The organism is Synechococcus sp. 'PEA 65AY6A-5F PE A', assembly GCF_047462575.1.
In the GTDB taxonomy this organism is placed as follows: domain Bacteria; phylum Cyanobacteriota; class Cyanobacteriia; order Thermostichales; family Thermostichaceae; genus Thermostichus.
In genome coordinates this window covers 26,417-36,911 of sequence record NZ_JAOALE010000028.1, presented here as the reverse complement: position 1 = coordinate 36,911, position 10,495 = coordinate 26,417, and the positions used below count along the sequence as shown (strand labels likewise).

Annotated in this window: 13 protein-coding genes; 8 read left to right on the top strand and 5 right to left on the bottom strand. The window is 61.0% G+C overall.

Annotated features, from left to right (window positions below; genetic code table 11):
• The first annotated feature begins 90 nt into the window (after positions 1-90).
• Positions 91-255: a hypothetical protein gene (locus tag GG26_RS10065; protein WP_414347897.1), complete on the top strand. Its 165-nt coding sequence runs from the start codon at positions 91-93 to the stop codon at positions 253-255.
• A 28-nt stretch (positions 256-283) separates the two neighbouring features.
• On the opposite strand, the gene gatC is transcribed toward GG26_RS10065, so the two are convergent.
• From gatC to GG26_RS10050, 3 genes are all read right to left on the bottom strand, one after another.
• Positions 284-577 carry an Asp-tRNA(Asn)/Glu-tRNA(Gln) amidotransferase subunit GatC gene (gatC, locus tag GG26_RS10060; RefSeq protein WP_011430197.1) on the bottom strand — a complete coding sequence of 98 codons (294 nt, stop codon included), beginning with the start codon at positions 575-577 and terminating at the stop codon, positions 284-286.
• 67 nt (positions 578-644) lie between these two features.
• A complete protein-coding gene (locus tag GG26_RS10055; protein ID WP_011430196.1) occupies positions 645-1,166 on the bottom strand; it encodes a photosystem I assembly protein Ycf3 in 522 nt (173 codons plus the stop codon).
• A gap of 77 nt (positions 1,167-1,243) precedes the next feature.
• A complete protein-coding gene (locus GG26_RS10050; RefSeq protein WP_240527911.1) occupies positions 1,244-1,579 on the bottom strand; it encodes a chlororespiratory reduction protein 7 in 336 nt (111 codons plus the stop codon).
• Positions 1,580-1,671: 92 nt separating this feature from the next.
• On the opposite strand from GG26_RS10050, the gene trpS reads away from it, so the two are divergent.
• Entirely contained in the window at positions 1,672-2,667 is a 996-nt protein-coding gene (trpS, locus tag GG26_RS10045; RefSeq protein ID WP_011430194.1) for a tryptophan--tRNA ligase, read from the top strand.
• A gap of 12 nt (positions 2,668-2,679) precedes the next feature.
• Here trpS and GG26_RS10040 read toward each other — a convergent pair whose 3' ends face one another.
• Positions 2,680-3,681 (bottom strand): DMT family transporter, encoded by a 1,002-nt coding sequence (locus GG26_RS10040; protein WP_049749747.1) that lies wholly within the window; start codon positions 3,679-3,681, stop codon positions 2,680-2,682.
• 104 nt (positions 3,682-3,785) lie between these two features.
• Between GG26_RS10040 and truB the strand changes: the two genes are divergently transcribed.
• Both truB and apcB read left to right on the top strand, forming a co-directional pair.
• Positions 3,786-4,685 carry a tRNA pseudouridine(55) synthase TruB gene (gene truB / locus GG26_RS10035; RefSeq protein ID WP_011430192.1) on the top strand — a complete coding sequence of 300 codons (900 nt, stop codon included), beginning with the start codon at positions 3,786-3,788 and terminating at the stop codon, positions 4,683-4,685.
• A 225-nt stretch (positions 4,686-4,910) separates the two neighbouring features.
• Entirely contained in the window at positions 4,911-5,414 is a 504-nt protein-coding gene (gene apcB / locus GG26_RS10030; RefSeq protein ID WP_011430191.1) for an allophycocyanin subunit beta, read from the top strand.
• Position 5,415: 1 nt separating this feature from the next.
• On the opposite strand, the gene GG26_RS10025 is transcribed toward apcB, so the two are convergent.
• Positions 5,416-6,093, bottom strand: a complete 678-nt coding sequence (locus tag GG26_RS10025) for a TIGR03943 family putative permease subunit (RefSeq protein WP_414390345.1) — start codon at positions 6,091-6,093, stop codon at positions 5,416-5,418.
• Between the two features lie 303 nt (positions 6,094-6,396).
• Between GG26_RS10025 and GG26_RS10020 the strand changes: the two genes are divergently transcribed.
• From GG26_RS10020 to GG26_RS10005, 4 genes are all read left to right on the top strand, one after another.
• The gene (locus tag GG26_RS10020) at positions 6,397-7,398 is read left to right on the top strand and encodes a zinc-dependent alcohol dehydrogenase family protein (RefSeq protein ID WP_011430188.1); all 1,002 of its coding nucleotides are present in this window, start codon (positions 6,397-6,399) and stop codon (positions 7,396-7,398) included.
• A gap of 35 nt (positions 7,399-7,433) precedes the next feature.
• The gene (locus tag GG26_RS10015) at positions 7,434-8,003 is read left to right on the top strand and encodes a hypothetical protein (RefSeq protein ID WP_011430187.1); all 570 of its coding nucleotides are present in this window, start codon (positions 7,434-7,436) and stop codon (positions 8,001-8,003) included.
• A gap of 55 nt (positions 8,004-8,058) precedes the next feature.
• Positions 8,059-9,630, top strand: coding sequence for an AAA family ATPase (locus tag GG26_RS10010; RefSeq protein WP_414390352.1), 1,572 nt, complete (start codon positions 8,059-8,061; stop codon positions 9,628-9,630).
• A gap of 196 nt (positions 9,631-9,826) precedes the next feature.
• The gene (locus tag GG26_RS10005; protein WP_011430185.1) at positions 9,827-10,480 is read left to right on the top strand and encodes a Crp/Fnr family transcriptional regulator; all 654 of its coding nucleotides are present in this window, start codon (positions 9,827-9,829) and stop codon (positions 10,478-10,480) included.
• The last annotated feature ends 15 nt before the right edge of the window (positions 10,481-10,495 follow it).

Genomic DNA, 10,495 nt, shown 5'->3' with positions numbered 1-10,495 from the left:
TCCCCCATCCCGCCAAGCTGCGCTGTGGCGGGAGTACCCCAGAGGTTCTGATGGACGCAAGCCAACCGCTCGCTTGAGAATACCCGCCTGGTGCTCTGGTACAGCTTTGGCTGCAACCATTTCCCCCGCACTGAAGACTGGCCGGTGATGCCGGTTAGCTACATCGGCTTTCTGCTCAAGCCGTTGGGCTTCTTCGAGTGCAACCCGGCCCTGGATGTGCCTCCTCCCCCCCCCAAAGAGCAAAAGCTGCTGTAGCTCATAGCTGCAGGGCTTGCCAGTTGGGCTAATCTTCCCCTTCTAGGATGCGGGGCACCTTGAAGAACATGTCAGCGCGGTCGGGAGCGTTGGCCAGGATCCCTTCGATATTGGGGTAGGGCTCCACTTGGTCGGGGCGAGTGGGCAGCTCCGCATCCAGCACATGAAAGGTGGGCTCTACCCCTTCCGTATCCAGTTCTTTCAGTTGCTCCACGTAGGCCAAGATATCGGCCAGTTGCTCGGTAAACTGGATTTCCTCTTCTTCCGTAAGCTCCAGCCGCGCCAGGTGGGCAACATGTTGCACCTCTTCTCGTGTCAGCATCCTTCCTTTCCGCCAGCAGGTTTGACTTCTGGTCAATCTAGCTGAACTGGGGTACTTGGGGGAAGACTCAATACAGCTCCAGGTTGGCGCGTCCCGTGGTCTTGAGCCAGTTTTGCGCCTCGATGTAGTTGTTGGGGGCAATGCGAATGGCGCGGATCCAGTATTGAGCCGCCTCATCGAACAGGGCCTCTGCCGTCTCCTCATCCCCGGCCTGCAGGCTCTGCTCGCCCTTGTGGTGCAGCAAGACGGCAATGTTGTTTAGGGCAGAACAGAGGCGGGGGTTCAGCTCCAGGGCCTGGTGGTAGTACTCCAGGGCTTTGTCCAGTTCGCCATTGCTCTGGTAGATCAGGCCCATGTTGTAGAGGATGTAGCTGCGGTCTTCGTCGTCTTGCTCCAGGGCCAGGGCTTCTCGGTAGTTTTCTAGAGCCTCGGCATATTCTCCCTCGCTCTGGGCCGCCATGCCGTCCCGGTAGTAGGCAAAGGCCTTCTTCTGCTCAGGACTCACCCCCGGCATCAGCTTCAGGATCAGGTCAGCCATGACGGTGAAGGTTTTGTCGATGAAATTGTCGTTCTTCATGCTGCGCGGCATGATTGACCCCCTTAGAGCGCAGGACAGGGTATCTCTTCTTTGGGTTGTAGCATGCCTATGGGATCCCGTGCGTGGCCTCAAGCCGGATGCTGGCCGGGGCGAGAAGAAGCTGAGGGGCGCTTGCGCAGGCGTACAGGATGCCACTGCACGGTTTCGCCAGGGGAGACCTCCACCTCACAGGCCGTGTCGATGAGCCGTTGCGCCTGGGCTTGAGGGGTGGGATAGCGGGCCAGATCTGCATCCACCAGATGGGGGTGCTCCTGCAACAGCCGCACAAGGAACTCCTGCAATTCCTCGGGGGTGAGAAATTGCTCTGGCAGGCCCGGGATCAGCAGCACGTAGTGGTTGGCAGCACGCAGCAGTTCTGGCTCCGGGTCTGCCATGGTTTCGGGTTGCTGTCTTTCTTCCCTCATAAACCAACGGGTTGCGGCTCTCTTGATATCCTGAACAAAGACTTTCTTGGTTCTCGTCCTCCCTCTTGTTGGCGTTTGAGATCGCTTTTCCTATGGCCAAGCCGCGCACGCTTTCTGGAATCCAGCCCTCCGGCGAGTTGCACCTGGGCAATTACTTGGGGGCCATTAAAAACTGGGTGGCCGAGCAGGAGCGCTACGAGAACTTCTTCTGCATTGTGGATCAACATGCCATTACTGTGCCCCAGGATCCCAAGCTGCTGAGGGAGCGCACCCGTTCTTTGTTTGCTCTCTACCTGGCCTGTGGCCTCAGCCTGGAGCACTGTGTGCTGTTTGTGCAGTCCCACGTGCCCGCCCACACGGAGCTGGCCTGGCTGTTCACCACCATCACCCCTATGAACTGGGCGGAGCGCATGATCCAGTACAAGGAAAAAAAAGAGAAGCAGGGAGAGGAAACGAGTGTTGGCCTGTTCAGCTACCCGATTTTGCAGGCAGCGGATATTCTCCTCTACCAGCCCAAGTATGTGCCGGTAGGGGAGGATCAGCGGCAGCACATCGAGCTGTGTCGGGACATTGCCCGCCGCTTTAACGACCGCTTTGGGGAGGTGTTTGTGATCCCAGAGGCGCTGATTCGCCCGCAGGGGGCGCGGATCATGAGCTTGACCGATGGCACCCGCAAAATGTCTAAGTCGGATCCCTCGGATTTCAGCCGCATTCACTTGCTAGACGACCCCGACACGATCCGCAAGAAGATCCAAAAATGCAAGACCGACTCGATTCGGGGCATTGCCTTCGACGACCCGGCACGCCCGGAGGCCCACAATTTGCTGACGATCTACATGCTCACCTCCGGCAAAAGCAAGGAGGAGGTGGCGGCTGAGTGCGCCGAGATGGGATGGGGACAGTTCAAGCCCCTCCTCGCCGACAGCATTATCGCCACCCTGGAGCCCATTCAAAAGCGCTACCGGGAGCTCTCGAGTGACCCCGACTACCTCCACGGGCTGATGCGGGAAAATGCCGCCAAGGCCCGTGCCGTGGCCGAGCAAACCCTCCAAAAAGCGCGGGATGCCATGGGGTTTCTGCCCCCCTAGGAGAAGGCTCCCTTAGTCGGGTCGGCCATCGCGGATCTCGACGGTGCTGAACTCCAGACCCAGCTCCGAGAGGATCCCTGGCCAGGCCAGGCGCAGGCGCTCCTGCCACTCCTGCCGGTGGTTGATGACATACACGCAGACCAGGGTAATGCCCACTCCCACCCATTGCACCGGCGTCAGGGTCTCGCCCAGGAAGGTACTGCCGAAGAGGAGGGCAAAGATGGGGGTGAGAAACGTGAGGGAGCTGAATTCGGTGAGATTTTCCTGAGAGGCGAAGTAGAAGAAGAGGGCGTAGGCCACGGCGCTCCCCATCACCGAAGCGTAGAGCAGGCCCAGCCAGTGGGCGCCGCTCAGGTGCTGCCATTGCTCGCTTTCTGTTAGCGCCGAGAGCAGGATCAAGGGCAGGCTGCCCAATACCATGTGCCAGCCTGTCGCCAACACCGGATCCGCCACCTCCGCCACCTTCGGCATCATCACGGTGCCAATGGCCATCGACAGGGAAGCCAGCAACATCCAGACCACGCCGGCCCCCACCTGCAGGGATCCTTCCCCGCCGAGGCCGATAAGGCTGATACCGACCACGCCCAGCCCCAGACTCAGCCAGCCCAGGGATCCCATCCGCTCCCGGTAAAACCAGGTGGCCATCAGGGCCACCGCCAGCGGCTGCGAGTCGATCAGCACGGATCCCAGCCCGGCGCCGGTCTCTCTCAACCCTTGCGCCAAAAATCCCTGAAAACAGGTGCCGTCCACCAGGGCAAAGGCCAAGACCCACAGCCACCCCCGCAGCCCCTGGGGATGCCAGGGCTGAGAGGCCGCAGAGGCCCGCCCTTGCCAAAGCCGAAAGGCTAAAACCAGGATCCCGGCTGGCAACAGCCGCAGAATGGCCATGAAGAGAGGAGTGGTCTCGGAGAGGGCATCTCGCATGGCCACCATCGCCGAGCCCCACAGGAAAAAAGGGGCGATCATCAACAGGCGTTGCCAGATAGGCTGAGGAAACAGGCCAGATTGCGCCATAGGTGCTTCCAACTCGCAGACAGAAATCAACCCTATGTTAAGCGCTGCGGCAGTTCGGTTACAAATCTTAATTACTGATCAATGACTGATGGGTGATGGGCAGCATGGGATCCCTGGAGGGCTTTCTCAACCTGGATAAGCCGGCCGGGCTCACCTCCCACGACTGTGTGGCGGTGGTGCGGCGGGTCTTGCGCACCCGCCAGGTGGGGCATGGCGGCACTTTGGATCCGGCGGCAACGGGAGTTCTGCCCATTGCCGTGGGGCGGGCGACGCGCTTTTTGGCGTTTTTGTCGGGGGACAAGGTCTATCGGGCCACCTTTCGCTTTGGGCAGCGCAGCGACACCGACGATGCCGAGGGGCAGATCCAGGTGGGATCCCCTTGTCCGGAGCTGAGCCGCGAGCAGGTGGAGGAATGTCTGCGGGAGTTTGTCGGCGAGATCTGGCAGGTGCCGCCTCTTTACAGCGCCATCAAGCGGCAGGGGAAAAAGCTCTACGAGCTGGCCCGGGCCGGGGCAGAGGCGGCAGAACTGGGGCTGGAGCCGCGGAGAGTAGTGATTCGACACCTGCAGATCTTGGGCTGGCGCTCTGGCGAGTTCCCGGAAGTGGATCTGGAGATCGCCTGTGGCCCCGGCACCTACATCCGCGCCCTCGCCCGCGACGTGGGGGAGAAATTGGGCTGCGGAGGCTTGATGAGCCGCCTGCGACGGCTGCAAAGTGGCCCTTTTCGCAGCGAAGAGAGCCTGCCCCTGGAGCAGTGGCAGGGATCCGCCGATCCCGCTGCTGCCCTGTTGCCGATTGAGTGGGGATTTCGCAGTTGGAACTCAGTATTCTTATCTCCGGCTGAGGCGCAGCGCTGGCGACAAGGTCAGGCCATTCCTCTGGATCCGGCTCAGGCCACTGCCGAGACCCTGCGGGTCATGAGCGGAGAGGGAGAATTTTTGGGCTTGGGGCACAGCCAAGCAGGTCAGCTCAAGCCGCTGCGGGTGTTGCTGCCGGATCCCTAGAGCGTTGCAGAAAAGTTACATTTTCGTAACAACATCTGCCATTGGCTGAGGAGAAGGCGGGAAAGAACCCCCCGCATGCTAAACTTCTGGGGGCAAGCGGGGAGCTCGGAGCGCTGCCGGTGTTGGGCTCTGGCTCGATTTTCCAAGGTTGGCCTTTGGACGTTGCCGGCAAAATTCTCATCTCAAGCTACTTTTACATAGAGTTACAGGAAGGGAGTTGGGGATATGCGGGATGCCGTAACCACACTGATCAAAACCTATGACCTGGCCGGCCGCTACTTGGATCGGAATGCCATGGACGCGCTCAAGGCCTTTTACGATTCGGGTCTGCGGCGCATCCAGGCCGTGCAGGTGATTAACCTCAACTCGGTGGACATTGTCAAGACGGCTGCTGCGGCCATGTTTGCCCAGGTGCCGGATCTAATCCGTCCGGGCGGCAACGCCTATACCACCCGCCGCTACGCCACCTGTTTGCGGGACATGGACTACTTCCTGCGCTACGCTTCCTACGCCCTGGTGGCCGCTGATACCAGCATCTTGGACGAGCGCGTCCTGGCTGGTCTGCGGGAAACCTACAACTCCCTGGGGGTGCCGATTGCCCCGACAGTGATCGGGATCCAGAACATGAAGCAGCGCACCCTGGAGCTGCTCGGCTCCGACGAGGATTACAGCTTTGTGGCCGAGCCCTTCGATTACATGAGCGCTAAACTCAGCGAAACCGACATCTAACCTACTCGTCGGCGTAGGGATTGGCCGGCACCAGTATTGGCTCCACCTGATCGGCCAGGATCACCAACTGAGGCTGGCCATCCCGTTGCTCCACGGCCATCCGCCCTTCCAGACGCAGCCAACTGTCCGGAGCCAGTTCCTCCGAGCGGGGCCAGCGCACCGGCAAGCCGACCGGGTAGGCATCGGCAGCGCAGCAACTCACCAAAAAGCGAGCGATGACAAAGTGGTCAGGTTGCTCGTCAGGAACGACGAACCCCTGCACCTGCACCGGCTGGCCTTCATAGGTATAGGGATCCGGGTAGACATCCAGGGTGCGCACCCAGTCCAGCAGGGTGCGCTGGCGTGGATCAATCTTGGGACGAAAAGCCTGCGGCTGGCTGCGAGAGGCACCCAAATAGGGAGATACCCCCCGGTTGAGGGCCGTCTGGCTGGAGAGGGGACGGGGCTCGACCCAAAACCCCAGCAGCGCCGTCAGGATCAAGAGCGCCGCCCCCAGGCGCGACCCCAACAGGGAGACATGGCTTTCCGAGGGCGCGACTTTGGCCCCCCGCCACCGGCCAATCCCCAGGCCCAGCAGGCACAGGCCGGCCAGCAGAGCCACGTTTACATAGGCGGGGTTAATCAACAGCAGCAGGGTGCCCCGCCAGCGGTAGACGATGAGCAGGCTCCCCAGGAGCATCAGCCCAGCAGCATCCCAATAGGCTGGGTTACCCCAGCCGAGCCAGGAGCGCGATCCCAGGCCAGCTCTAGTTGCTTTTGACCGTGCCTTGCCGCCGAGAGAGCCAGAACCACCTGCGGGCATGGGCTACCGCTTGCCTCCACAACTCCGAAGCTTAGTTTAGGGCAAGGGATCCCTGGAGCGGTTCTCTTGGCTTATGCTACTAACCATTGTTCAGAGACCCCCTTGCCGGTGTATCCTCAGGAGCGCGGCGGCAATCGCGGGGCAGCAAGTCGAGCAAACCGAGCCTGAACACTTGAGAAGATGAAAGCCATCCTCATGAGCGTGCCGGGTGGGCCGGAGGTTTTGCAACTGCAGGAGGTGCCCGACCCGCAGATTCGCGGCGAGCGGGAGCTGCGTGTCCGCCTCAAGGCCGCCGGCGTCAACCCCATCGACACCAAGCTGCGGCGGCGAGGCACCTTCTACCCCGAGGAGATGCCGGCCATTTTGGGATGCGATGGCGCCGGCGTTGTAGAAGCCGTGGGATCTGGGGTCAGGCAGTTTCGGGTTGGGGACGAAGTTTACTTCTGCCACGGCGGCCTGGGCAGAGAGGCGGGGAACTACGCCGAGCTAATCGTGGTCGATGAGCGCTTCGTCGCTCCCAAGCCCAGAACCCTCAGCTTTGCCGAGGCTGCCGCCGCTCCCCTGGTGCTGATCACCGCCTGGGAAGCCCTCTACGACCGGGGACGGCTGCAGGCCGGCCAAAAGGTGCTCATCCACGCCGGGGCAGGGGGTGTTGGCCATGTGGCCGTCCAACTGGCCCGTCTGCGGGGATGCCAAGTGGCTACCACCGTGAGCACGCCGGAAAAGGCCGAGTTTGTCCGTTTGCTGGGGGCCAGCTTGCCCATCTTCTATCGCCAGACCGACTTTGTGCGGGCCGTTCTGGATTGGACGGAGGAGGAGGGAGTGGATCTTGCTCTCGATACCCTTGGCGGCCCAGTGCTGGAGCAGACCTTCCCTGCCGTGCGCGTGTACGGCGATCTCGTGACCCTGCTGGCGCCAGCTCCAGAGACCGATTGGCGGGTGGCCCGCGACCGCAACTTGCGAGTGAGCTTTGAGCTGATGCTCACCCCTATGCTGAAGAACCTCATCGTTGCTCGGCAAAACCAGGCGGAGATCCTCCGGCAGTGCGCCCGCCTCATCGACCAGGGCCAACTGCGCATCCGGCTCAGCCACACCTTTCCCCTGGCCGAAGCGGCTGCCGCTCACCGGCTGCTGGAACAGGGATCCGTTTTGGGCAAAATTGCCTTAACCATCTCCGACTAGGCATGCTGGAGGAGGCCCTGCCCAGATCCGAGTCTATGGCCGCTCCCCTCACCCCTCACCTGTTGGAGAACGAGAGCTTCTACGAGAATGCCCTCTGCTGGCTAGGGCGACCGCAGACGGCCTATCGGCTGCTGAGCGAGGCGGTTTTTCCGGCCATCTCCTCTTGGGTGCGGGGAGAGGTGGACAGCTACTCCTTCAATCACTGGCAGCCGGAGGACGTGCGCACCTTTCTCTACCCGGTGGTGGCTCTGGGAGACCAGGAGACCCTTGTTCTCGCCAGCGAGGCCCTGCTCCTCTGCGGCAGTGGCAACTACTACAACCCCTGTGACTTGGCCATTGTGGTCTTCGTGCAGCAGCCCCAAGAGCTGTTCAGCCAACTGATGCAGCGCATCCGCCGCGCCGAGGCCATCATCACCCGCGGGCCGGAGGTGCGCATGCTCTCTGAACAGGTGAGCCTGGCCAAGCGGGGGCGAGACTACATCAACACTAAGTATCTGGTCTGGCCCTACGCCCTCTCTGCTGCCGCTCAAGATACTTTGGTTAAACAGGGGATCAGCATTATCCGTCTTTCACCGCAAGCGGCCGCCCTGCCCTTGGGAGACTAAGCTGAGGGCAATTTGGAGGAAAATGGGGATCCCTGACTTTTCCGTCTCCATCTTTATGGCCGATGCCCACCTGCCGCCGCTAATCCAAGCGATGTTGGATCCGGGGTTTTACCCCCATCCGGTGCGGGAGCCGATTCAGCTCGTCCAAACCCACATTTCCTACATTTTCTTGACAGGGAACTACGCCTATAAGGTGAAGAAGCCTCTGGATTTTGGCTTTTTGAATTTCACCACCCTGGAGCGGCGACGCTACTTTTGTCAAGAAGAGCTGCGCCTGAACCAGCACGGAGCGCCAGGGCTTTATCTACAGGTGTTGCCCATTGTGCAAGCCGAGGGCCGGTTTCAGCTTGACGGCAGTGGCGAGCCCGTGGAGTACACCCTCAAAATGCGGCAGTTTCCTCAAGAGCAACTCTTTAGCAACCTCCTCGAGCGGGGGGAGCTGACGCCACTCTTAATGGAGGAGCTAGGACGGGTGGTGGCGGCCTTTCACGCCCAGGCGGAGACCAACGACTACATCCGCAGCTTTGGCCGGCCAGAGCAGGTGCGGCAGGCTTTCGACGAGAATTACGCCCAAACCCAGCGCTACATTGGCGGCCCTCAGACGGCAGATCAATATCGGGAGACCCAAGCCTACACGGATCGCTTTTTTGCCGAGCGACAGGAGCTGTTTTACCAGAGAATTGAGCAAGACCGCATCCGCGAAGGCCACGGGGATCTGCATCTTGGCAACCTCTGTTGGTGGGAAGGCCAGATCTTGCTGTTTGATTGCATTGAGTTCAACGAGGCCTTCCGCTTTGTGGATACGATGTACGACGTATCCTATGCAGTGATGGATCTGGATGCCCGCCATCGCCCCGATCTGGGCAACGCCTATTTGAACAGCTATCTGGAAGAGACAGGCGATTGGGAAGGACTCAAGATCTTGCCCATTTACCTCAATCGCCAGGCCTACGTGCGGGCCAAGGTCACCTCTTTTTTGCTAGACGATCCTGCCGCCTCGGAAGCTGCCAAAGCCAATGCCTTCCACGCTGCCGCCCGCTACTACCGACTGGCCTGGGAATACACGCTGCCCAAACAGGGGCAGTTGTTTCTGATGGCCGGCCTGTCGGGAGCGGGCAAAAGCACGGTGGCCCGCCACCTGGCCCGACAGCGAGGGGCCATCCACATCCGCTCCGACGCCGTGCGCAAGCATTTGGCTGGGATCCCTCTGCGGCAGCGAGGGGGGCCAGAGGTGTATACGCCCGAGATGACCGACAGGACTTATCGCCGCCTGGTGCAATTGGGAGTGGAGTTGGCCCGGGAAGGTTACAGCGTGATTCTGGACGCCAAGTTTGACCGGCAAGCGCTGCGGGGCATGGCAATTGAACAAGCCCAACGGTGCCGGATCCCGTTGTGCATCCTCTACTGCCACGCCCCTGAACCTGTCCTCCGCGAGCGGCTGCAACGGCGAACGCTCCCTGCTTCGAGCCTGGGTGAGCCGCTGAACCTCGCCGACATTGCCGATGCCACCGCCGATCTCCTTGCCCAGCAGCAGGCGCAGTGGCAGGATTTTTCCGAGGGGGAGCGGCGCTTGCTGCAGGTTTTGGATACCAGCCAAGATTGGCAAGCGCAACTGCAGCAGATCTAGGTCTCGACTCCAACTGACCAAGGTTACCGGCAAAGCGCATGCTGCCGTTTCCGGGTTAGAGGCTGACCGCAGCCCCTGCTGATCTCAGGCGGCGGTCAGGTGAAGAGTTTTTCTCTGGGAAGAGAGTTGGGCAAGAATCGAGGCGGTGCAGGAGGAGACCCCAGTGAGCGAGGTAACGGCTGAAGATTTACGCCTGATGTTTCTGTTTGAAGGCTTTTCCCCTGAGGTGCTCGAGCCGCTGGCCCGCCAGATGTTGCTGCGCTCCCACCCTGTTAACCAGGCCATCCTGCTACAGAACGACTGGGGCAACGCCGTCTATTTCATCCTGGAGGGTTGGGTCAAGATTCGCACTCACGATCTGGAGGGCCGGGAGGTTACCCTCACCATTCTTGGCCCAGGGGAGATCTTCGGGGAAATGGCCGCCTTGGACGAGGCGCCCCGTTCCAGCGATGTGATTGCCCTGACAGCCACCAAGGTCTGCTCTCTGTCGGCCCAGAACTTTCTGGCCCTTTTGGCTGCCGATGCGCAGGTTGCCATCCGCCTTGCCCAGCTCTTGTCGCGACGTTTACGGCAGATCAACCGTCGCCTGCAATTGCGGGAGGCCAGCAGCGTCGCTCGCGTCGCCGATATCCTGCTCTTCTTGGCGGAGTCCCGCGGGCGGGTCGGTTGCAAGGGGGTAGAAATTCCCAATTTGCCCCACCGGGAGCTGAGCAGCTTGAGTGGCCTGGCCCGGGAAACGGTTACCCGTGTCTTGTCTAAGCTGGAGCAGGAGGAGCTGATCCGCCGGGATCGGCAGCGGGACATCCTCTGCATCCCCCAGATGGATGCCCTGGAAAAGCTAATTGGCTAAAGCGAGGGTTGCCAC

Coding starts and splice junctions, on each gene's coding strand:
- apcB (WP_011430191.1), top strand. CDS start 4,911: ATGCGGGATGCCGTAACCACACTGATCAAAACCTATGACCTGGCCGGC.
- truB (WP_011430192.1), top strand. CDS start 3,786: ATGGGATCCCTGGAGGGCTTTCTCAACCTGGATAAGCCGGCCGGGCTC.
- GG26_RS10010 (WP_414390352.1), top strand. CDS start 8,059: ATGGCCGATGCCCACCTGCCGCCGCTAATCCAAGCGATGTTGGATCCG.
- GG26_RS10015 (WP_011430187.1), top strand. CDS start 7,434: ATGGCCGCTCCCCTCACCCCTCACCTGTTGGAGAACGAGAGCTTCTAC.
- GG26_RS10005 (WP_011430185.1), top strand. CDS start 9,827: ATGTTTCTGTTTGAAGGCTTTTCCCCTGAGGTGCTCGAGCCGCTGGCC.
- GG26_RS10020 (WP_011430188.1), top strand. CDS start 6,397: ATGAAAGCCATCCTCATGAGCGTGCCGGGTGGGCCGGAGGTTTTGCAA.
- GG26_RS10050 (WP_240527911.1), bottom strand. CDS start 1,579: ATGAGGGAAGAAAGACAGCAACCCGAAACCATGGCAGACCCGGAGCCA.
- GG26_RS10040 (WP_049749747.1), bottom strand. CDS start 3,681: ATGGCGCAATCTGGCCTGTTTCCTCAGCCTATCTGGCAACGCCTGTTG.
- GG26_RS10025 (WP_414390345.1), bottom strand. CDS start 6,093: ATGCTCCTGGGGAGCCTGCTCATCGTCTACCGCTGGCGGGGCACCCTG.
- GG26_RS10055 (WP_011430196.1), bottom strand. CDS start 1,166: ATGCCGCGCAGCATGAAGAACGACAATTTCATCGACAAAACCTTCACC.
- trpS (WP_011430194.1), top strand. CDS start 1,672: ATGGCCAAGCCGCGCACGCTTTCTGGAATCCAGCCCTCCGGCGAGTTG.
- gatC (WP_011430197.1), bottom strand. CDS start 577: ATGCTGACACGAGAAGAGGTGCAACATGTTGCCCACCTGGCGCGGCTG.